The sequence below is a fragment of the Microvirga pakistanensis genome, assembly GCF_004458765.1.
In the GTDB taxonomy this organism is placed as follows: domain Bacteria; phylum Pseudomonadota; class Alphaproteobacteria; order Rhizobiales; family Beijerinckiaceae; genus Microvirga; species Microvirga pakistanensis.
Genome location: NZ_SPJX01000167.1, coordinates 287,730 through 309,817 on the forward strand (window position 1 = coordinate 287,730; position 22,088 = coordinate 309,817).

17 protein-coding genes are annotated in these 22,088 nt (G+C 64.6%); 6 read left to right on the forward strand and 11 right to left on the reverse strand.

Going from position 1 to position 22,088, the window contains the following annotated elements:
• The first annotated feature begins 11 nt into the window (after positions 1–11).
• Positions 12–1,433, forward strand: a complete 1,422-nt coding sequence (locus E4K09_RS07345; protein ID WP_134496093.1) for a glutamate synthase subunit beta — start codon at positions 12–14, stop codon at positions 1,431–1,433.
• Positions 1,434–1,504: 71 nt separating this feature from the next.
• Here E4K09_RS07345 and E4K09_RS07350 read toward each other — a convergent pair whose 3' ends face one another.
• From E4K09_RS07350 to galE, 3 genes are all read right to left on the reverse strand, one after another.
• Positions 1,505–2,740: an SGNH/GDSL hydrolase family protein gene (locus E4K09_RS07350; RefSeq protein ID WP_166802207.1), complete on the reverse strand. Its 1,236-nt coding sequence runs from the start codon at positions 2,738–2,740 to the stop codon at positions 1,505–1,507.
• Between the two features lie 54 nt (positions 2,741–2,794).
• Positions 2,795–4,027 (reverse strand): lytic murein transglycosylase, encoded by a 1,233-nt coding sequence (locus tag E4K09_RS07355; RefSeq protein WP_134496095.1) that lies wholly within the window; start codon positions 4,025–4,027, stop codon positions 2,795–2,797.
• 94 nt (positions 4,028–4,121) lie between these two features.
• Complete coding sequence (galE, locus tag E4K09_RS07360; RefSeq protein WP_134496096.1) at positions 4,122–5,108, reverse strand: UDP-glucose 4-epimerase GalE; 987 nt, start codon at positions 5,106–5,108, stop codon at positions 4,122–4,124.
• A 317-nt stretch (positions 5,109–5,425) separates the two neighbouring features.
• Here galE and E4K09_RS07365 point away from each other — a divergent pair, with 317 nt between their 5' ends.
• Positions 5,426–6,292, forward strand: a complete 867-nt coding sequence (locus tag E4K09_RS07365) for a UTP--glucose-1-phosphate uridylyltransferase (RefSeq protein WP_134496097.1) — start codon at positions 5,426–5,428, stop codon at positions 6,290–6,292.
• A gap of 49 nt (positions 6,293–6,341) precedes the next feature.
• Positions 6,342–7,337 carry a KpsF/GutQ family sugar-phosphate isomerase gene (locus E4K09_RS07370; protein WP_134496098.1) on the forward strand — a complete coding sequence of 332 codons (996 nt, stop codon included), beginning with the start codon at positions 6,342–6,344 and terminating at the stop codon, positions 7,335–7,337.
• 69 nt (positions 7,338–7,406) lie between these two features.
• Here the strand turns inward: E4K09_RS07370 and E4K09_RS07375 are convergent, their stop codons facing one another.
• Genes E4K09_RS07375 through E4K09_RS07385 form a run of 3 tightly spaced genes read right to left on the reverse strand, consistent with a single transcriptional unit; the run spans position 7,407 to position 9,514 of the window.
• A complete protein-coding gene (locus E4K09_RS07375) occupies positions 7,407–8,060 on the reverse strand; it encodes a glutathione S-transferase family protein (RefSeq protein ID WP_134496099.1) in 654 nt (217 codons plus the stop codon).
• Positions 8,061–8,078: 18 nt separating this feature from the next.
• Positions 8,079–8,528 carry an NfeD family protein gene (locus E4K09_RS07380; protein ID WP_134496100.1) on the reverse strand — a complete coding sequence of 150 codons (450 nt, stop codon included), beginning with the start codon at positions 8,526–8,528 and terminating at the stop codon, positions 8,079–8,081.
• Positions 8,525–9,514, reverse strand: coding sequence for an SPFH domain-containing protein (locus E4K09_RS07385; protein WP_134496101.1), 990 nt, complete (start codon positions 9,512–9,514; stop codon positions 8,525–8,527). The genes E4K09_RS07380 and E4K09_RS07385 overlap by 4 nt, the downstream gene beginning before the upstream one ends.
• Positions 9,515–9,630: 116 nt before the next feature.
• Between E4K09_RS07385 and E4K09_RS07390 the strand changes: the two genes are divergently transcribed.
• Complete coding sequence (locus E4K09_RS07390) at positions 9,631–10,347, forward strand: alanyl-tRNA editing protein (protein WP_134496102.1); 717 nt, start codon at positions 9,631–9,633, stop codon at positions 10,345–10,347.
• On the opposite strand, the gene hemH is transcribed toward E4K09_RS07390, so the two are convergent.
• The 3 genes from hemH to E4K09_RS07405 form a co-directional block, all read right to left on the reverse strand.
• Complete coding sequence (gene hemH, locus E4K09_RS07395; protein ID WP_134496103.1) at positions 10,348–11,409, reverse strand: ferrochelatase; 1,062 nt, start codon at positions 11,407–11,409, stop codon at positions 10,348–10,350. It lies immediately after the preceding gene.
• Positions 11,410–11,532: 123 nt separating this feature from the next.
• Entirely contained in the window at positions 11,533–13,752 is a 2,220-nt protein-coding gene (locus tag E4K09_RS30145) for an HWE histidine kinase domain-containing protein (RefSeq protein WP_244610396.1), read from the reverse strand.
• A 154-nt stretch (positions 13,753–13,906) separates the two neighbouring features.
• Complete coding sequence (locus tag E4K09_RS07405) at positions 13,907–15,415, reverse strand: bifunctional metallophosphatase/5'-nucleotidase (RefSeq protein ID WP_244610397.1); 1,509 nt, start codon at positions 15,413–15,415, stop codon at positions 13,907–13,909.
• Positions 15,416–15,593: 178 nt separating this feature from the next.
• Here E4K09_RS07405 and ung point away from each other — a divergent pair, with 178 nt between their 5' ends.
• Positions 15,594–16,301, forward strand: a complete 708-nt coding sequence (gene ung, locus E4K09_RS07410; RefSeq protein ID WP_134496104.1) for a uracil-DNA glycosylase — start codon at positions 15,594–15,596, stop codon at positions 16,299–16,301.
• Between the two features lie 97 nt (positions 16,302–16,398).
• On the forward strand, positions 16,399–17,598 hold the full coding sequence (locus E4K09_RS07415) for an amino acid aminotransferase (RefSeq protein WP_134496105.1): 1,200 nt from the start codon (positions 16,399–16,401) through the stop codon (positions 17,596–17,598).
• Between the two features lie 60 nt (positions 17,599–17,658).
• On the opposite strand, the gene E4K09_RS07420 is transcribed toward E4K09_RS07415, so the two are convergent.
• Together E4K09_RS07420 and E4K09_RS07425 are read right to left on the reverse strand one after the other, a co-directional pair.
• The gene (locus tag E4K09_RS07420; RefSeq protein WP_134496106.1) at positions 17,659–18,414 is read right to left on the reverse strand and encodes a DUF2243 domain-containing protein; all 756 of its coding nucleotides are present in this window, start codon (positions 18,412–18,414) and stop codon (positions 17,659–17,661) included.
• A gap of 96 nt (positions 18,415–18,510) precedes the next feature.
• On the reverse strand, positions 18,511–22,014 hold the full coding sequence (locus tag E4K09_RS07425; protein WP_134496107.1) for an indolepyruvate ferredoxin oxidoreductase family protein: 3,504 nt from the start codon (positions 22,012–22,014) through the stop codon (positions 18,511–18,513).
• Between the last annotated feature and the right edge of the window lie 74 nt (positions 22,015–22,088).

Consider the following 22,088-nt stretch of genomic DNA (forward strand, 5'->3'; position numbering starts at 1 on the left):
GGGGCAAACCGATGGGTAAGGTCACAGGCTTTCTCGAATACGACCGCCAGGAGCAGAAGTATCAGCTCGCCGGTGAACGCGTGCGCCACTTCCGCGAGTTCACCCTGCCGCTCGACGACAACGATCTGAAGAAGCAGGCGGGACGCTGCATGGATTGCGGCATCCCCTTCTGCCACGGGCCGACGGGCTGTCCGGTGCACAACCAGATTCCCGATTGGAACGATCTGGTCTGGCAAAACGATTGGGAGGAGGCAGCCGCCAACCTCCACACCACCAATAACTTCCCGGAGTTCACCGGCCGCATCTGCCCCGCCCCGTGCGAGGAAGCATGCACGCTCAACCTCGAGAACCAGCCGGTCACCATCAAGACCATCGAGCAGGCCATCGCCGACAAGGCGTGGGAGATGGGCTTCATCAAGCCTGAACCCGCGGGCTTCTCCACCGGCAAGCGCGTCGCCGTCATCGGTTCGGGCCCTGCGGGTCTCGCCGCGGCGCAACAGCTCGCCCGGGCGGGCCACGACGTGCACGTGTTCGAGCGCCAGGCGAGGCCCGGCGGCCTGCTGCGCTACGGCATTCCGGACTTCAAGATGGAGAAGTACCACATCGACCGCCGCGTGAAGCAGATGGAGGCCGAGGGCGTCACCTTCCATTGCGGGGTCAATATCGGCGTGGACCGCAGCTTCGCCTCGCTTCACAACGAGTACGATGCGGTGCTCTTCGCCGGCGGCGCGGAAGACCCGCGCAACCCGAACCTGCCGGGACAGGACCTGAAGGGCGTGCATTACGCGATGCCGTACCTCACCCAGTCCAATAAGCGCGTGGGCGGCGAAGAGGTCACCGACGAGCCGATCCTCGCAGGCGGCAAGCACGTCGTCGTCATCGGCGGCGGCGACACGGCCTCCGACTGCGTCGGCACCGCCTTCCGTCAGGGCGCTCTGTCCGTCACGCAGCTCGACATTCGCCCGAAGCCGCCCGAGCGCGAGGACAAGCTGACCGTGTGGCCCTATTGGCCGACGAAGATGCGCACCTCCTCCTCGCAGGCCGAGGGTGCGGAGCGCGAGTTCCAGGCCGCGACCCTCGGCATCGTCGGCAAGAAGGGCCAGGCGACCGGCGTCCAATGCGCCCGCGTGGACGAGAGGCGCCAGCCGATTCCGGGCAGCGAGTTCACGCTCAAGGCCGACCTGGTCTTCATCGCCATCGGCTTCGCGGGCTCCGTGAAGGAAGGCCTCCTGGAGCAGTCGGGCGTCGCGATCGACCGGCGCGGCAACGTGGTGGCGGACGATAGGAGCTACAGGACCTCCAACGACAAGGTCTTCGTGGCCGGCGACATGCGCCGCGGCCAGTCCCTTGTGGTCTGGGCGATTCGCGAGGGACGCCAGGCCGCGCGCGCCATCGACACCTATCTGACGGGCGAGAGCAGCCTGCCGGTCTGATCATCAGATCCTGGCAAAGAGACAGGCGGCCGATCCGGGTGATCTGGCCGCCTTTTTCGTGTTTGCTGCCGTCAGGACCTCGGCCAGCGGAAGTCGTCCGCCCGTCCTGGACGGGAACTCGGCGGGATGCCGGTGCGCAGGGCGCGCTGCACCGGATAGGCCTGGTCGCCGTTGAGCTTCAGCGGGCCGGAGACAAGGGTGCCGCCAGGCGTCACAGGCTGCCGCGTCAGAGGCAGGACAGGGCCGACGAGGGGTTTGAGGGGGAGTGAGACCGGGGCGGCGGCATCGGGCGGCGCCGGAAGGGCGGCTTCGATGTTCTGGCCATCCGTCGAGGCGGTCGCCACCGGCCCGCCGGTTCGAATCGATTCCAGGATCTTCTTGATCTCCACATCCGCGAAGAAGCCGATCTTGCGTGCACCCGCCTTGGTGAAGGACACGCCGTCGTCGCTGCGCAGGCGGGCAGGCTCGCCGTCCACGTCGGGTCCGCTGGAGGTATAGCGGTTCTCGTCATCCACGAAGCCGGGGAAGATGTCCACGTAGGCTCCGCCGTGGCGTTGCACGCTCTCGCGATAGACATCGTTCATGGCCAGCAGGTCCTCGGAGAGCTTGCTGCTCTTCATGGGCGGCAGACCGATCCACACGACGGGGATGTTGCGCTCCTTGAAGGTGGTCAGGATTCCGTCGATCCTCTTTGCGTAGACATCCTTCCACCGGTCGGACAGAAACTCGACCCGCTCCTCCCCTTCCTGGAGGCTCTGGCGGTCGCTCAGGCCCAGCATGACGACGGCAACGGTCGCGCTCTGGCCGGAATCGAGGGTCGCCCGGATGAAGTTCGGCCACTCCGCCGGATCGCTACGCACCAGGTTGCTGCCGCTCCTGGTCTTGCCCACCACGGCGACATCCTGGTTATCCGCATAGACCGCATCCAGGCCTTGGCGAGCGAACTCGGCCAGGGAATCGCCGAAGACCACGACGTGGGTCCCGGGATTGACCTTCGGTTTCTCAGGGCGCGCGACATTCACGGATTGCGGCGCCTTGCGCGGCTTGGCGACAGGGGCCCGCGCGGGACGGGGCGGGTCGTCGGAGCCGCCGAAGAAGCGGCGGAAGCTGAAGCCCTGCTGGGGCTGCGCCGGCTGAACGAGTTTTCCAGGGTAGTAGCCGGGCGGATAGGCCCGGGGATCGCGGTAAGGCCGCTGCGGCTGTTGCTGCGGATAATAGTAGGAACCCTGCGCCACGGCCGGCGCGCCGCTTCCCAGGGCAAGAAGCAGGCTCAAGGCGAACAGACAAGGAATCGTCAGCAAACGCATGGTGGTTCCACGTTGGTCCGGACCACCCATGTTATAGAGCTTCCGCCGGACCTGTCAGCGGGCCGCGCGCAATTCACGCAAGACCGCATTATCGGCATACCCATCAGGAATTAAGCCGCGCCTGAGCTGGAAGTTCCGCACGGCCTCCCGAGTCTTGGAACCGAACTTGCCGTCCGTCTCGCCCTCGTAGAAGCCGAGCCGCGCAAGACGGAGCTGCAACTCCTGGCGCTCGTCCTTGCCGAGCAGGGGCTCGTTCTTGGGCCAGGCTCCCTGGATCGGCGGCCCGCCCATGATCCGGTCGCCGAGATGGGCGACCCCCATGGCATAGGCATCGGATGAGTTGTAGCTCTTGATGACGTCGAAATTGCCGGTGACCAGAAAGGCCGGTCCACCCGCTCCGCCGGGCAGGAAGAGGCTCGCTTCCCCTGTCCGCGGCATCGCCTCGCCGTCAGCCCGGCGCAGGCCGAGGGTTTGCCATTGGGCGAAGTTCAGCTTCAGGTGCCTGAAATCGAAGCGCGGCGGCAGCTTGACCTCGAAGCCCCAGGGCAAGCCCGGCTCCCAGCCCTGCTGGCGCAGGTAATTGGCTGTTGACGCCATGGCATCGGGCACCGAGGCCCAGATGTCGCGCACCCCGTCCCGGTTGCCGTCGACGGCGTATTTCATGAAGCTCGACGGCATGAACTGGGTCTGCCCCATGGCTCCGGCCCAGGAGCCCAGCATCTTGTCCCGGCCGATATGCCCCTCATCCAGGATCTGGAGCGCGATCAGCAGCTCCTCCCTGAAGAAATCGCCCCGGTAGCCCGTATAGGCGAGCGTCGCGAGAGCCCGCACCACATATATGGAACCGGTGAAGCCGCCGAAATTGGTCTCCATGCCCCAGACGCCGAGGATCACGGAGCGCGGTACGCCATAGGTTTTCTCGATGGCCGTCAGGGTCTTGGGCCATTCGGCCGCCATCTCGCGGCCGCGCTCGAGGCGCTGGGCCGAAATTGCACCGTTGATGTAGTCCCAGATGGGGCGGACGAACTCCGACTGCTTCCTGGTGAGCGCGATGATCTTCGGATCGGGCTCGACGCCCCGGAACGCCTCATCGAAGGTCGCGCGCGAAATCCCGCGTGCCTTGGCGGCGGGCCACAGGCCCTGCACGAAGCGCTGGAATCCTGCCTCCGAGACGCCCTGCGCCTGGGCGGGGACAGGCCGCACCCAACCCAGGACGCCAAGGGTGACGCTCAGACCGAGAAGGAGGGCACCGCAGAAGCGGCGCACCGGGAGAAGCGGCAGGTGCATGAATGTCGCTCACCGAGACAGGGCCGAATTGACCCTGCCATGCGACACTAAGAGAGTTAACAGCCGGTTGACACCTAGCCTTATAGGTAGGGGGCTATGCGGCTTTGCGCCCCATCAAGACCCGTTCCCAGCGCAGGGCCTGATCGACGATCTCGGCCAGATCGTCATGCTGCGGCTGCCATCCGAGGCTCCGGATACGGTCGACCTTCGCCACGAGCCGGGCCGGATCGCCCGGGCGGCGCGGGCTGAGGCGTACCTCGAAATCGACGCCGGACACCCGTTTGACCACGTCCACGACCTCCAGCACCGACGCGCCATGCCCGTAGCCGCAATTCATCACAGCGCAGTCGCCGCCCTCGCGCAGGGATTTCAGGGCAGCCAAATGCGCCCGGGCCAGATCGTTCACCTGAACGTAGTCGCGGATGCAGGTGCCGTCGGGCGTCTCGTAATCCGTGCCGAACACGTCGAGATAGGGCCTTTGGCCGAGGGCTGCCTGAGCCGCCACCTTGATGAGATGGGTGGCCTGCGGCGTCGATTGGCCCGACCGGCCCTTCGGATCCGCGCCGGCCACGTTGAAATAGCGCAGGATCGCATAGCGCAGACCGTGGGCCGCGCAGGCATCCTGCAGCATCCACTCGCTCATGAGCTTGCTGCGCCCATACGGATTGATGGGGGATAGGGGCATGTCCTCGGCGAGGAGGGGCGCATCGGCGTTGCCGTAGACAGCCGCCGTGGAGGAGAAGACGATGTTCTTAACGCCCGTCCGGACGGCCGTCTCGACGAGCGCCCGGGTCTTCACCGTATTGTTGAAGTAGTACCCAAGGGGGTCGGTGACCGATTCGGGTACCACGATCCGGGCTGCGAAATGCATGATGCTGTCGGTTCCATGCTCCTCGATGACCTTGGCCACCAGAGCCTGATCGCCCACATCCCCTACGACGAGGGTCGCCTCCGGAGGGACCGCCCAGCGAAACCCGGTGGACAGGTTGTCGAGAACCACCACCTGCTCGCCCGCCTCCAGCAGCTCGAGCACCATGTGGCTGCCGATGTAACCCGCGCCGCCCGTCACCAATATCGCCATATCCGCTCTCCTCAAGGCTCGCCTGACCGGACGCATCATGCGGACAACCGGACCGGCTCTCCGCTAAGTCCATGCGCCGTATGAAAAAGAACACCGGAGCCGAAGCTGCAAGCCGTTGCCGGCCCGGCGCCCGCACAGCTTAACCACAACGCTTCAGCTTCAATTCAGGTCCGGAGCTTCAAAGAAGATGCAGGATTGATGCAACAAGGCAGCGTCTCCGGCGTTAAGATGAACCCAAGCTTGACGGTGAACGGTTTCCTTTTCCTCGTCCTGCCTTAGATTGTCCTCCCTCTCCCTGCTCAAACATGGCTTGATCGATGAAGCGCATCCGCAAAGCAGTCCTCCCTGTTGCCGGTCTCGGCACTCGTTTCCTTCCCGCCACCAAGGCCGTGCCGAAGGAAATGCTGTGCGTCGTGGACCGTCCCGTGGTGCAGCATGTGGTGGACGAGGCCCGAGCCGCCGGGATCGAGCATTTCATCTTCGTTACCGGCCGTAATAAGGCGGTGATCGAAGACCATTTCGACATTGCCTACGAGCTGAACCAGACGCTGCAAGCACGCGGGAAGACGAAAGAGCTGGAGCTCCTGGCCAAGGACCAGCCCCGGGCCGGCCAGACGAGCTTCACGCGCCAGCAGGAGCCCTTAGGGCTGGGCCATGCCGTCTGGTGCGCCCGTGAGCTCGTGGGCGACGAGCCCTTCGCGGTGCTTCTCCCCGACATGCTCAGCCGCGGCTCCATGGAGCAGATGATCGCGGCCTATGAGAAGCATGGCGGCAACATCATTGCCGTGGAGGAGGTGCCGGAGGACCAGACCCACCAATACGGCATCGTCTCCGTGGGGCAGGAATTCGGCCAGACCTTCGAGATCACCGGCATGGTGGAGAAGCCCCCGAAGGGTACCGCGCCGTCGAACTACATCATCTCCGGCCGCTACATCCTGCAGCCCGAGATCTTCGACCTGCTCTCCAACCAGGAGCGCGGCGCGGGCAACGAGATCCAGCTCACGGATTCCATGATCCGCCTGATGAAAGATCAGCCGTTCTTCGGCATGAAATACCAGGGCAGCACCTACGATACGGGCTCGAAGATCGGCTTCCTCATGGCCAACGTGGCCTATGCCCTCGAGCGCGAGGACCTGAAGGACACGTTCCGGCAGGAGCTGGAAGCCTTGCTGCGCCAAAAGTAGTCAGGGCCGAGGGTTCCGCGTGGCCGCCCGAATATGCTAGAGGGCGGCCATGGTACTCGCACAGATCAAAACCGCTTCATCCGACCAGGCCATCACCTCGGCCCTTCGCACGCTCGATGTCGAGCGCGAGGGTCTGACCGTGCTGATGGAGGCCATCGGCAACGGGCTCGGCCCCGTCTTCACCGCCGCCGTCGAGACGATCGCATCCGCCAAGGGGCGGGTCATCGTGACCGGCATGGGCAAGTCCGGCCATGTGGGCCGCAAGATTGCCGCCACCTTCGCGTCCACCGGCACCCCCGCCTATTACGTCCACCCGGCGGAAGCGAGCCACGGCGATCTCGGCATGGTGCAAACCGACGACGTGATCCTCGCCCTATCCTGGTCCGGCGAGACCACGGAGCTTGCCGACGTCATCGGCTATGCCAAGCGCTTTCGGGTGCCGCTGATCGCCTTCACGTCGAATGCCCGCTCGAGCCTGGGCCAGGCCGCCGACATCTGCCTGACGCTTCCCAAAGCCAAGGAAGCCTGCCCCAACGGGCTGGCGCCCACCACCTCCACCACCATCCAGCTCGCCCTCGGCGACGCGCTCGCCATCGCGCTGCTCGAAAAGCGCGGCTTCACGGCGGAGAACTTCCGCGTGTTCCACCCGGGCGGCAAGCTCGGGGCGCGCCTGAAGCTCGTGCGCGACATCATGCATCGGGACGAGCACCTGCCGATCATCGGGGTCGATGCCCTGATGGATCAGGCCATCGAGGAGATCGGCCGCAAGGGTTTCGGCTCGGTCATCGTGATCAACGCGGACGGGACGCTCGCCGGAATCGTCACCGACGGCGATCTGCGACGCAACCTTCGCCCCGATCTCGGCACTCTGCCGGTGACGGCCATCATGAGCCGGACGCCGCGCACCATTGCGCCGGACGCCCTGGTGGCCACCGCGCTCGAAATCGAGGAAACCGCGCGGATCACAGCCCTGATCGTGGTCGAGAACGACAAGCCCGTCGGCCTCGTGCATTACCTCGACCTGCTGCGGGCGGGAGCGGCTTAGAGCCTTTTTCGCGAACCGACGAAAAGAGATGATTCCATGCACGTGGAATCGTCTCTAAGTCTCCCGCCTTCAATCGCGGTCGGGCGCACCCAACGGAAAGAAATGCCGATAGGGCCTGGCCTCGTCCACCGCTCTTGCGAACGACGCCCGAGCCAGCAGTCGCTTGCGGTAGGCGTGGACATTTCCGTGCTCCGCGCCGATCGGATGCGCCCAATCGGCGTAGAACAACGATGGGGCAGCCGCACAATCGGCCATGCTGAAGGAAGGGCCCGCCGCCCATTCACGCCCGGACATCGCCTGATCCAGCCATGCATAGGCCGTGTCGAGCATGCGCCTCGCCTCAGTGACGCCATAAGGATCGCGATCCGTCTCGACGCGGAGGCGATCGAACACGATCCTCTGCATCGGCGTCATGACGTAATTGTCGAAGAACCGATCCATCATCCGGACATCGAGAGCGACGCGCGGATCGTCCGGAAGGAGCCTCACCGGCCCGGGATGCCAAAGCACGAGATGCTCGATGATGATGCTCGCCTCAGGGATGGTGCGGCCGTTATCGACCAGAACCGGAAAGCGCTTGATCGGCCAGAGAGCCGCCAGCTCGCCATTCGCCTGCTTGCTGTCGAGCATGCGGTACTCGAAAGGGGTGCCATTCTCATAAAGCGCAATGAGAACCTTCTGGCAGTAGGACGAGAACGGATGCGCATACAGCTTCAACGTCATGCATTCCGCTCCTGATGATCAAGCATCGTCCACCACCAGCGTCGAGCCTTCGACGCGCACCACGCGGACCTTGGCGCCTGCAAAGCGGTCCGCCCCGATCACACGCCATGAACTGTCATCGACGCGGATGCGTCCTTCGCCGTCCTTGATCGGCGTTTCCAGCGTGAAGACCCGCCCGACGAGCGCCTGACCACGCTGATTGAGGCGGGACGCCGACGGTTCGGGCGGCTCCTTCGAGCGGGTGACGAACCGCCCCAGGACCACCGCCCCCACGGCGAGCAGCGCAAACAGGATGGAAGCGGCCTGCCAGGAAAGATCGAGCACGCCATCGAGCAATCCGGTCACGATGGCCGCGAGCCCGAGCCAGAGAAAGAAGGTCCCTGGCGCCAGGAGTTCGACGCCGATCAGAACGAGGCCGAGGATGATCCAGCTCCAGGCTCCCAGACCGATGAACGCGTCGCGGATCATGGGCGCTCCGCTCCTTTCGTGACGGCGGGTACGCTGCGCCCGGGCTTCGAGGCCGGTGCGCCGCCGGTGCCGCCAAATACGGATTTTGTGAGTTCCGCGATGCCGCCGAGGGTGCCGGCAAGGCCCGCCGCTTCGATGGGCACGATCACGACCTTCTGGTTGGGAGCCGTGGCGAGGCTGCGGATCGCATCGATGTATTTCTCCGCCACGATGAAGTTGGCGGCCGCAATATCCCCGCGGGTGATCGCCTCGCTGACCATGCCGGTGGCTTTGGCTTCCGCCTCCGCGAGGCGCTCACGGGCTTCGGCATCCCGGAACGCCGCCTCCTTGCGTCCTTCCGCCGAGAGGATCTGCGCCTGCTTCTCGCCTTCCGCCCGCAGGATTTCCGCCTGCCGCGATCCTTCCGCCTCCAGCACGGCGGCGCGCTTCTCGCGCTCGGCCTTCATCTGGCGCGCCATGGCGCCCGCGAGATCGGCGGGCGGAATGATGTCTCTGATCTCGATGCGTGTCACCTTCGCGCCCCAGGGCGAGGCCGCCGCGTCGACCACACGCAGCAGGCGCTCGTTGATCTCGTCGCGATGGGACAGAAGCTGATCGAGGTCCATGGAGCCGACGACCGTGCGGATATTCGTCATCGTCAGCACCATCAGGGCCTGATTGAGATCCGCCACCTCATAGGAGGCCCGCGCCGCATCGAGCACCTGAAAGAATGCCGCCGCATCGATGGTGACGCCCGCATTGTCCCGGGTGAACGCCTCCTGGCTGGGAATGTCGAGCACCTGCTCCATGACGTTCACCTTCTTCCCGACCTGCTCGATATAGGGGATGATCAGAGCGAGGCCCGGCGTGAGCGTGCGCGAATAACGGCCGAAGCGCTCCACCGTGTATGCGTAACCTTGCGGCACCGTTCTCACGCCCATCGCGATCGTCACCACGACCACGAGAACGAGAACGATCACGAAGATATCGAAACCACCGAACAGCATTCATTCCCCCAGGCAACGAAGTTGCAGAGCCGGCAGGCTACCCGATCGAAGCAAAAACTCCTAGAGGAAGCCTCCCGAGCTGCTATTCTGCACCTGTCACTCCTGAAAACCACACCATGACGCGTTATTTTTGCCAGGATCATCCTGATCAGCTGGAACTTGAGATGCCCGTACTCGATGCACGTCCCGGCGCGGCTCTGCTGGCCCGGTCGCCTTTCTTTCCGGGCGGCGGGGGACAATTGGCCGACAAGGGTTTTATCGAATGGTCAGGCGGTGTGCTAAACGTAGAGAGGCTAGAGCCCGATCCCCGCGGGCTCTGGCATGTGTTCGCCGAGCCCATCGCTATTCAGGGAGTGGTGCTGGCCAAAGTCGAGCCTGAGTTTCGCCGTCTCATGTGCGAGTTGCACACATTGGCGCACGTGCTCAACAGCATCGTCTATCGGGACTTCGGCGGCGCCTTGCTGACTGGCGCGCAACTGGCGGCGGACGGCACCTTCCGCGTCGATTTCGATATGCCGGGAATTTATCCAGACTGGCTGCGGTCCTTGGACGGCCCCATCAACGATGTGATCCGACAAGACCTCCCGATTCACACCTTCTCCATGCCATGGACAGAGGCTGAGGCGGAACCGGGCATGTTCCGCAGCAAATCCGTCTCACCTCCGCCGCAGGAGGATGGGTCGGTGCGGATCGTAGAGATCACCGGTCTCGACCGGCAGGCCTGTGGTGGGACGCACCTGACCTCTACTGGCCAAGCACGTCCCATCCGGATTCTGAAGGTGGACAACAAAGGCAAACAGAACCGGCGTATCCGCGTCGGTTTCGTCGATTGATCAGATCCAGCCCTGAAGCTCGCGCTCGACGATGTGGTTGATCACGCGCATGCCGTCCGGGCCGTCGTTGAGGCACGGCAGATAGGCGAAGTCCTCGCCGCCATTGTGCATGAAGATCTCGCGGTTCTCGCCGTTGAGCTCCTCCAGCGTCTCCAGGCAATCGGCGGAGAAGCCGGGCGCCACGATGGCCATGCGCTTCACACCGCTTTTCGCCAGGGCCTCAACGGTCTTATCCGTGTAGGGCTGGAGCCACTCCGCCGTGCCGAAACGCGACTGGAAGCTCATGCGGAACCTGTCCGCCGGCCAGCCGAAGGCTTCACGCATCAGGCGCCATGTCTTCACGCATTGGCAATGATAGGGATCTCCCTTGAGCAGGTACTCCTTCGGCACGCCATGGAAGGACACGAGGATGACCTCCGGCTCGAAGGTGAGCTTCGTGAGTTCCTGCTTCATCGAAGAGACGACGGATTCGATATAGACCGGATCGTCGTGGTAAGGCGGTGAGACGCGCACCGTCGGCTGCCAGCGCATGTCCATGAGGGCGCGGAAGGCCTGATCGCAGGCCGTCGCGGAGGTCGCCGCGGCATATTGCGGGTAGAGCGGCACGAGCAGGATCCGGTCGCAGCCCTGATCGAGGAGCGCCTGGATGCGCTCGCGCACTTCCGGCTTCCCGTAGCGCATCGCCCAGTCGACGGTGATCCTGTCGCCGGCGATGGCCTTCAGATGCGCGGTCACCTTCTCGGCCTGGTTGCGGGTGATGGTTTTCAGCGGGCCCTCATTGAGCTCGTTGTTCCAGATCGAGGCGTAATCGCGGCCCTTCGCGCTGGGGCGTTTGGTCAGAATGATCAGGTTGAGGATCGGCCACCAGAGCAGGCGCGGGGTCTCGATCACGCGGCGGTCGGACAGAAACTCCTTCAGGTAGCGCCGCATGGGCCAGTAGGTGGTGCCCTCCGGCGTCCCGAGATTCATCAGAAGCACACCGATCCGCCCTGCCTTCACGGGCGGGTGGTCCACCGGACGCCCGCCCTGGACGGTTTCGGTCATGCTCACACGTTCATTCATCGGTTGAAGTCCCTTGGCAGCGGGATCCGGGGCGGATCGCGCTCAGAATGGGCCCTAGATAGTGGCATTTTCTGCGTGACGCCAAGGCGTTCCGCTTCAATTCGACGTGGGTCGAGCCAGCGCTCAGATCGGCGGGCTCAAGTTTGCCGTCGCCTTGAGGGGCGCATCGATGGCGACCCGCAATCCGGCCGGATCGTAGTCGACGTCAACCTTGGCATTGAGCTGCGTCGTCAGAACGCGGTGCAGCAGGCGCGAGCCGAAGCCTTGCCGCTCCGGCTGGGAGACGGCGGGTCCCCCCCGCTCATGCCAGGTCATCGTCAGCCGCTTCCCGTCATCGCCCTCATGCACGTCCCACGTGACCGAAACTTTGCCGTTGCGCACCGAGAGCGCGCCGTATTTGGCGGCATTCGTCGTGAGCTCGTGGATGGCCATCCCGATGGGGACCGCGATCTCCGACGGCAGTTCCACCCCGGGGCCGCGCAGCGTGATCCGCTCGCCCCTGGCGTCGTTATAGGGTTTCAGTTCCTTTTCCAGGATATCGCGCAGGGGCGCGGTCTGCCACAAGGCTTCGGTCAAGAGGGAATGGGTGTTTGCCAGCGAGACGATGCGCCCGACGAAGGCTTTGTAGAAATCGTCGATGCTCGATGTCGAACGCGCCGTAGCGCCGACCACCGCCTGCACGGTCGCCAGGGTGTTCTTCACCCGGTGGTGGAGCTCGCGGATCAGGAAGGATTGCTGGTTCTGCGCCTGCTTGCGCTCCTCGATCTCGTGCTGCGCTTCGCTGTAGAGGCGTCCGTTCTCGAGCGCGATGGCGGCTTGCGCGGCAAGGCCCGTCACAAGGCGCTCCGCACGCTCCGTGAAGGCTCCCGCCCGCTCGTGCGCAAAGAGAAGCAATCCCTGAGTCTGGCCGTTTCGCGAGGCAATCGGAACGGCCATGACGCTGCGCACCCTGGCTCCCTCGGGAGCATGGGCATCCTTTACCGCTGCTTCGAACTCCGGATCCTTGGTGATGTCGTCGAACCGAATGGTTCTACCCTGGTCGAAGACGGCTCTGCAGATTTGATCGCTGGGCAGCTTGGTGAAGGCCGTGCGAGCCCCACCGGAATTATAGAGCCCGTAATCCTCCGTCCGCGCATCCTCTCCGGAGGCATCGTCACGGTTCGAGAAATAGGCTCCGGCCTGCGCCCCCGTGAGAAGCACCGCCGCCTCGACCACGTTCTCGACGAGCCGATCCACATCGAGCTCGGCCGCCAGCGCCCGGCCTGTCCGGTTCAACACCTCCAGCGCCGCTGTTTCCGCCTGCAGCTCGCTGGTCCGAAGCGTGACTTCCTTTTGCAGGAGGGCCTCATTGGCGGCCTGCTCCCGAAACTGCTGCGATGCCAGCGACGTGAGCGCGGCCAGGGCCAAAAGGGCAATCAGCGCAAAGGCGCCGTAGAGCTTCATCTGGACCGTCCAGGGAACCCAATAGGCATCGTCCGGAATGCTGACATTGATGTAGAGCGGCATATTGCCGACCCGGCGATAGGCCCCAGTCCGCTCCTCGTCCATGCTTCGAAAGCGGTAGATGCCGGCATTACGGTTCTGCCTGATCGCCTGGTCGAGGGCCGCCTTGTCGATGGGAGCGAACGACAGGCCGTCGGGCGGCAGGGGCAATTGAGCGATGACGGCGCCGTCGGTGGCGCGCAGCAGCGTGACGCGATTTCCCTTCGGCAGGCGCAGCTTGCCCCAGTAGGTCTCGAAATAGGATAACGCGACGGTGGCCGCGATGATGCCCTGGAAGCTGTTGTTCGGTCCATTGAGACGGCGGCTGATCATGAAGGTCGGCACCTTGGTGACCCGGCCGATGATCGGTTCGCCGACGAAAAGCCCCTGGTTCGGTCGGATCTGCGCCTTGAAGGCATCCCGGTCCGGCACGGTCGAGGGCGGCGCGGGAAACTGCGCCGTGGTGAGCCGCAGGCGGCCCGTCGAGTCGTTGAGCCAGAGGTTGTCGAAATACGGCAACGTTTCCTTGGCCTTCTTGAGATTGTCCCAATGTGGCTTGGAGGCCTCGATCAGATCCCAATCGGCCCCCTCGGCCTGCATGGCCAATTGCTTGAGAGTCAGGTCGGTGACTTCGAGAAGGCGCGCCGTATGGTCCGCCAGGAAGTAGGCGTTGCTCGCGATATCCTCCTCGTTGCGCTGGATCAGCCGGTTGCGCTGCTCCCAGGCGATGTAGCCGAAGGTGAGCAGGATGAAGGCTACGCCGAAGAGGCCCATGACGAGGGTCAAACGCCCCCGCGCCAACCGCTGGCGGCGGCGCTTGACGGACAGGCTTGTATGCTCTGAGCGCGGTTTGAACTGCAATGCAACTGATCGTGTTAGGGCTGCGATTCGCTTTGAGCGGGCAACCATGGCACAGCGATGGCAGGAGATGGAGGGGAAATTGTATCCTCTCCCCCCTTGAAAAATCAACGCCGGGGCCTCTCGAACCCCGGCGTGCGTCAGTTCCGCCGCTGGATCAGCGCAGGACGATGCGTCCCTCGACTTTGGGCGCGACCTTTCCGGCCTTGGCGACATAATCGATCACCTGGCTGGCCATGAGCTGGCTGGCCGAGACGTCGATGAGGGACTTGGCATCCGTGAAAGCCCGATAGCCGTCGCCGCCTCGGCCCATGAAATCGTTGGTGGCGAGCTTATAGGTTCTGGCCGGATCGAGCGGCTCGCCGTTGATCTTCACCGATTTCACGCGGCTGCCCACCGGTTCCTTCAGGTCGACCTCGGCCATGATGCCGGCGACCTGCGGAAACCGGCCGCCGAGCTCGCGCACCTGGCTCACGCCGTTCTCCAGCGCCGCCTTGATCTGCTCGCCTTTCACCTCCAGCAGCACGGTGGTATTGCCGAAGGGCATCTCGGCCAGGATGTCGCGGCGGGTCAGCTTCTGTCCGGCCGCATACTGCTTGTCAGCGCGGATGCCGCCGCCGTTGGTGATCGCCACGTCGGCTCCGACGGAGCTTTTCAGCGCATCGGCGATCAGATTGCCGATGGCGGCCTCGCCGCCGCGCACCGTCGCACGGCGGCTGTCGAGGGGCGTCTCCGTCACGCCGATCTCCACGTCGAGCTCCTTGGAGAGTTTGTCCTCATAGCCCTTGACGACGGCCTCGATCTCCGGATCCGGCTTCACGCTGGCGCTGTTGACGATGCGGAAATTAGGCGCCCAGGTCACACTGGTCTTGCCGTCCTTCGTCGTCTTGGTGACGGCCAGTTCGACCACGTTGATGTAGTTGCCCTGCGATTCCGATTCCGAGAGCACCACCTTGCCGTCGTAAAAAGCCAGGAGATGCTCGTCATGGCCGCCGATGATCACATCGACCCCGGCGGAGCGGGCGATGATCATGTCCACCTCCAGCGGCGTATGGGCAAGGGCGACCACGATGTCGGCGCCCTTCTCGCGCAGTTCCTTGGCCTTCGACCTGGCGGTGTCGATTGTGGAGGCGAACTTGATGTCGCCGGGACTCGATGCGATCGGCGTGTCCTCGGTGGTCAGGCCGAAGAAGCCGACCTTCACCCCCTGCACCTCGACCATCTTGTCGGGCTTGGTGTTGGCTGGAATTCCGTTGCCGTCGATGATGTTGGTGGCCAGCACGTCGAACTTGGCCTCCGCCATGCGCGCCCGGAAGGCGTCGGGGCCGAGGTCGAATTCATGGTTGCCGGGCACCATCGCATCCACGCCCATGCGGTTCAAGATGTCGATGACATGCGCGCCCTTGTCGAAGCCGGACAGCAGCGAAGGCGAAATGGTGTCGCCCGCATGCACGAAGAAGGCGTTGCCCTTCGCCTTCTCCTCCTTGATCACCGCTGCCAGCCGGGCAAAACCGCCCCGGCCCTTCTCGGCGCTCATGCGGTCGATATCATTCGTCTGGACGAAACGCAGGGTTACGGCTTCCTGCGCCAGGGCGGTGCCGGACAGGAGCAGGGACAATCCCAGGAATCCGGCGCGCAGGGCAGCGGAGGGTCGTCGATTCAACATCTTCACAGATCCTCATATCGGGCGGCGCCCAGAGCAGACGTCCGGAAGCCTAGGCCGGAAACGTGTCACAGAAGTAACATCCTGTCGATGACCTCCGTGCCTGGAAGGATGGTATGGGGTGATGCCATTTTCATCGATGTCGGCTAGACATCCTCCCATACCTTGAGCATGCGCTTCCATGACCGGTCCCATCAGCCAAGCCCTTGCAGAGTTCCGCCGCAACGAGCAGGCCGCATCCTGGCTCACGCTTCCCTTCTTCCAGGATGGCAGCGCCGACCGGGTCGCCGGAAAGGTCGATGCTGTGATCGCTGCCGGAGGCCAGGTGCTTCCGCCGCCCGAGGCGGTCTTCACGAGCATCACGCTGACCCCCCTCGACCGGGTCAAGGTCGTGGTCCTCGGGCAGGACCCCTATCCCACGCCGGGGGATTCCCATGGGCTTGCGTTCTCCTATCGCGGTTCGCGGCGGCTGCCCGCTTCGCTGCGGACGATCCTCGCCGAAATGTCGTCGGATCTGAACGTCCCCATGCCCAAATCCGGCGATCTGACGAAATGGGCCAAGCAGGGCGTTCTGCTCATCAACACGGCCCTCACGGTCGAGGCCGGACAATCCGGCGCGCACATGAAATTCGGCTGGTCGGACCTGGTCGATCAGGCCGTGGCTGCGATCTCCGAACGCCAACCTGCCGTGGCCTTCCTGCTCTGGGGCGGTCCCGCCCGCAGGCGCGCCGCGCTCATCGACCGCACGAAGCATCTGGTGATTGAATCGGGCCACCCCTCGCCGCTCAACCGCCTCAACGACTTCAAGGGCACCCGGCCCTTCAGCCGCGCCAATGCCTGGCTGGTCGAGAAGGGTCTGGAGCCCGTCGACTGGCAGCTCGAACCCTGATCATCCCTGACGTGCGGTGTGGCGAAGAACCTTGTCCAAGACCCTGCCGGGGAGTAGGTCTCTCGCGAAAAACAACCGTGAAACCTTGGAGATCAGCATGGCGGAATCCCTGTTTGGACGTGTGGAGCCCTTCGCGGGCGACCCGATCCTGTCCCTCAACGACAGCTTCAAGGCCGATCCGCGCCCCGAGAAGGTGAACCTCAGCATCGGCGTCTACACGGACGAGAAGGGCCGCATTCCGGTGCTGGGTTCCGTTAGGTCCGCCTATGAGCAGATCGGCTTTGCCAAGCGGCCCTATCTTCCCATGGACGGCCACCCGGGCTACCGCGACGGCGTGCAGAAGCTGGTTTTCGGTAAGGCGCATCCGGCTCTCGCGGAGAAGCGCGTCGCGACGATCCAGACCATCGGCGGCACGGGCGCCGTCGGCATCGCGGCCGACTTCCTGGCCAAGCACCTTCCGGGCCGTCCCGTTCTCGTCAGCGATCCGACCTGGGAGAACCATCACGGGCTGTTCCAGCGGGCGGGCTTCGAAACGACGACCTATCCTTATTGGGACCGCGCCAACCGGTCCGTCGACTTCGCCGGCATGGTCAAGGCGCTGGAAGCCGCCGAGAGCGGCTCCATCGTGGTGATCCAGCCCGTCTGCCACAATCCGACCGGCGTCGACCTGGGCGAGGAGCAGCAGGCTGCCGTGACCGACGTGCTCGTCGCCAAGGGTCATGTCGTGGTGTTCGACATGGCCTATCAGGGCTTCGGCACCAGCGTCGACGCGGATGCCGCTTTCGTGCGCCGCTATGCGGAGCGCGCGAGCTGCCTCGTGGCCAATTCCTTCTCGAAGAACTTCTCGCTCTACGGTGAGCGCTGCGGCGGCTTGAGCGCCGTCTGCCGTGACGCGGACGAGGCGGAGCGCGTGCTGGGGCAGCTGAAGCTCGCCGTGCGCCGCAGCTATTCGAGCCCGCCGATGACGGGCGGCCTTCTGGTCGCCACCGTGCTCGGCAACGACGACTTGCGCGCCCAGTGGACCCGCGAGGTCGACGAGATGCGCACCCGCATGGATGCCATGCGCAAGCTCCTCGCCGAGCACATCCGGGCGCTCTCGAACGAGGCCGACGTGAATTTCCTGTTGAGCCAACGCGGCATGTTCAGCTATACGGGCCTGCGTGAGCAGCAGGTCCACGACATGCGCGAGAACGACGGCGTTTATCTCGTGGGATCGGGCCGCATGTGCGTGGCGGGCCTCAACGAGGAGAACGTGCCGAAGGTCGCCCGGAGCTTCGTCGCGGCACGCCAGGTGTGAGCCCCCATCCCTCCCTATCGCACTTCGTCGTCACCGCCTTGTGCCGGTGACGACGGCTGATCAACTGCGTATGAAATTGAAGCATCCGGGCGGCAAGCCCGCGCCGCTCACCAGAATGGCTCCGTCCCCGAACAGCCGCCATGGCGACGCTCCGTTGTCGAGGCGCATCACCACGAGCTCTCCGGTTCGATCCGTCCAGACCATCTGCCCTTCGGCGGAGGCGACCGCTCTCATTATATCGGCCTGTCCGGTTCCTGGAGCAAAGAGCACGGTCGTGAATCCACCCTCCTGAGGTCGCATGGCCTGAAAGCCCGCACCGATGACCAGGAGCGCCATCAGCACACGGGTCTGCGCGGCGGATGACCGCGCATGATCGTCACCGGACCTGCGCCGCGTCAGCACGCCTAGGCCCAAGGGAAGAAGCCCGAAGACGGCAAACCACAGGAGATCCCAGACCAGGGGATTGCCGCTGTCCATGCGAATCCGGTGGATGCCGAGCAGCCAGTGGGAGAGAACGCCGTCCACCACATGCCAGACGCCGAACCCGATCAGGGCGTTTGCCACGAGCAGGCGGGGCGATCCCTGTCTCGACGTGGTAAGCATCCAGAGGCCCGCGCCTGCGATCACATACATCAAGGCATGAAAGTAACCGTCGGCCGCCACCTGGAACCGTACGTCGTCGCCATCGATGGCGCTCAACAGATGATGCCATTGCAGGATCTGATGCAGCAGGATGCCGTCGAAGAAGCCCCCAAGAGCGAAGCCGAGGCAATAGCCCGCCCATCTGTAACGCGAGGCGGTCTCGGTTGCGGCCATGGTTGCCCTCCATCGTGAATCCTGCCCCGTCAAGACCGGGACCGTCACGATGTTCCGTACGGTCGGGCCCCGTGCATTGGTCGGGGCCCTTCTGGCTTACTCCGCCGCGATCGGCAGCCGAGGCTGCGGCACGGCGCGGAACTTGGCCAGCAGGTCCGCCTCCTCGGCCTTGGCCTTCTCAAGATTCCGCTCCTTGATGTGACCGAAGCCGCGAATCTTTTGCGGGATGGTGGCGAGACCGACGGCGAGCGCGTGATTGTCCGCGTCGAGCTTGGCCAGGATGTCCTCGATCCGCCCCTCGAACGCGCGGATGAGCTGACGCTCGGTGCGGCGCTCGTGCGTGTAGCCGAACACGTCGAGCGGCGTGCCGCGCAGGCTCTTGAACTTCGCCAGAACGCGCATGGCCTTCATCATCCATGGACCGAAGCTCATCTTCTTCGGAACGCCGGTCGCCGGGTCCCTGCGCGCCAGAACGGGCGGAGCCATGTGGAACTCGTAGCGAAGGTTCTCCCCCTCGAAGGTGGCGGCCACCTGGCGTTCGAAATCACCGTTGGTGTAGAGGCGCGCGACCTCGTATTCGTCCTTGTAGGCCATCAGCTTGAAGAGCGAGCGCGCCACCGCGTCGGTGAGAGCGGTGGAACCCGGCACGGCCTTCGCCTCCGCCTCCCGCACGCGGTCCACGAGCGTGCGGTAACGCTTGCCGTAACGCTTGCTCTGATATGCGGACAGGAACTCCTGGCGGCGGGCGATCGCCTCATCCAGCGTTTCGGAAAGTCTGCGCGACTCCGTGGGCGCCTTCAGCTCGCCCGTCATGGAAGCGATGAGCTCGGGCTCGGCTGCCGCGCGGCGGCCCCAATGGAAGGCGGCAAGATTCATCTTCACCGCTTCGCCGTTAAGTTCGATGGCCTTCTCGATGGCGGCCGCCGACAGCGGCACGCGGCCCGTCTGATAGGCATAGCCGAGCATGAACATGTTGGCCGCGATCGCATTGCCGAGAAGCGCGGTCGCGATCGCCGTCGCATCGACGAAGGCGACGCCCTCATCGCCCGCAGCGCCCTTGATCGCGCGCTTCAGGCGCTCGGTAGGCAGCGAGAAATCGGCATTGCGCGTGAACTCGCCGGGCATCACCTCGGCCGTGTTCACCACGAGCGCCGTCTGTCCCTGCTTCACGGAGGCGAGCACTTTCTTCGTGCCCGTGACCACGAGATCGCAGCCGAGAACGAGGTGGGCCGATTCCGCGCTCACGCGAATCGCATGAATCTCGTCCTGGTGGTTGGCGAGGCGCACGTGGCTGTAGACCGCCCCGCCCTTCTGCGCGAGGCCCGCCATGTCGATCATGCCGAGCCCCTTGCCCTCGAGATGCGCCGCCATGCCGAGGATCGCGCCGATCGTCACGACGCCCGTGCCGCCGACGCCCGTGACGATCACGTTGAAGGTGCGGTCGATGGCGGGCAGCACCGGATCGGGCAGCGGCGCGAGCGCCATGCCGTCCGTCGAGACCGTCTCCGGCGCCACCTTCTTCACCTTGGCCCCGTGCACCGTCACGAAGGACGGACAGAAGCCCTTCACGCAGGAGAAATCCTTGTTGCAGTTGGACTGGTCGATCTGCCGCTTGCGGCCGAACTCGGTCTCGACCGGCTGCACGGCGACGCAGTTCGACTGCACGGAGCAATCGCCACAGGCCTCGCAGACGAGATCGTTGATGATCACGCGCTTGTCCGGGTCCGGGAACTCGCCGCGCTTGCGGCGGCGGCGCTTCTCGGAGGCGCAGGTCTGGTCGTAGATCATCACCGTCACGCCGGGGATTTGCGCCAGCTCGCGCTGCACGGCGTCCAGCTCATCGCGGTGATGGATCGTCATGCCGGCGGGCCAGCGGATCGATTTCGGATACTTGTGCGGCTCGTCGGTGACGAGGGCGATGCGTTCCACGCCTTCTTCCCGCACCTGACGGGCGATCATGTCGACGGTCAGCCCGCCCTCGTGCTTCTGCCCGCCGGTCATGGCGACCGCGTCGTTGAAGAGGATCTTGTAGGTGACGTTGGTCTTGGTGTGGATCGACCAGCGCAGGGCCAGGACGCCGGAATGGTTGTAGGTGCCGTCGCCGAGATTCTGGAACACGTGGCCGCGCTTGGAGAACGGCGCCTCGCCGATCCAGTTCGCACCCTCGCCGCCCATCTGGGTGAAACCGTCCGTGGAGCGGTCCATCCACTGCACCATGTAATGGCAGCCGATGCCCGCATAGGCGCGCATGCCCTCCGGCACCTTGGTGGAGGTGTTGTGCGGGCAGCCCGAGCAGAAATGCGGCACGCGGGTCGCAACGTCGCCGGTCACCTTCAGGATCTCCTGCGCATGGCGGAGCCGCGCCACGCGGCCGCGCAGGTCGTCGTTGTTGTGATAGGCGAGCAGGCGCTCGCCGATGACGATGGCGATGTCGTTGGGATCGAGCGCGCCCTTGACCGGGAACAGCCAGTTTCCGGCCTCGTCCTTCTTGCCGATGCAGAGCGGCTGGTTGGCGGTGCCGTAGAGTTCCTCGCGCAGCTGTACCTCGATCAGGGAGCGCTTTTCCTCGACGACGATGACCTTGTCCAACCCTTGCGCGAATTCCAGAAGCTCGCGCTGCGAAAGCGGCCAGGGACAGGCGACCTTGTAGAGGCGCAAGCCCATGTCGTTGGCCTTCACCTCGTCGAGACCGAGCTCGTTGAGCGCCTCGCGCACGTCGAGATAGGACTTGCCGACGGTGATCACGCCGATCTTCGGGTTGCGCCCGCCGGACAGCACGATGCGGTTGAGGTTGTTGGCGCGGACGAACGCCAGCATGGCATCGCGCTTGAAATCCTGAAGGCGCGCCTCCTGATCTAGCACGCCGTCGCGGCTGCGGATGTTGAGCCCGCCCGGCGGCATGACGAAGTCCTCGGGCATGACGATCTTCACGCGGTCGAGCGACCCGTCCACCGAGGCGGTGGACTCGATGTTGTCCTTCACGCACTTGAACGCCACCCAGGTGCCGCAGAAGCGGCTCATGGCGTAGCCGTAAAGGCCGTAATCGAGGATCTCCTGAACACCCGCCGGGTTCAAGATCGGGATCATCACGTCGACGAAGTGGAATTCGGATTGATGAGCGACGGTGGAGGATTCCGCCGTATGGTCATCGCCCATCAGGGCGAGCACGCCGCCGTGTTTCGAGGAACCCGCCATGTTAGCATGACGGAACACGTCGCCCGAGCGGTCGACACCCGGGCCCTTGCCGTACCAGAGACCGAACACGCCGTCGTACTTGCCGTCGCCGCGGAGCTCGGCCTGCTGCGAGCCCCAGATAGCGGTGGCCGCGAGTTCCTCGTTGAGCCCGGGCTGGAAGACGATGTTCGAGGCGTCCAGCCATTTCCTGGCCCGCCAGAGGTTCTGGTCCAGGCCGCCGATGGGCGAGCCGCGATAGCCCGACACGAAGCCCGCCGTGTTGAGGCCGGCCAGCCTGTCCCGCTCGCGCTGCATCAGCAGCATGCGAATGACTGCCTGGGTGCCCGTGATGAACACGTGATCCTTGGTGAGATCGTACTTGTCGTCGAGCGTAACGCTGCGCAGCGCCACATGACCTGCGGCCATGCCGTTCCTCCTTGGAGCCCTCTGCCCCGCCCGCCGGTTGCTCCGGTTCTGGTAGGTTTCTGGAATTTATGTCA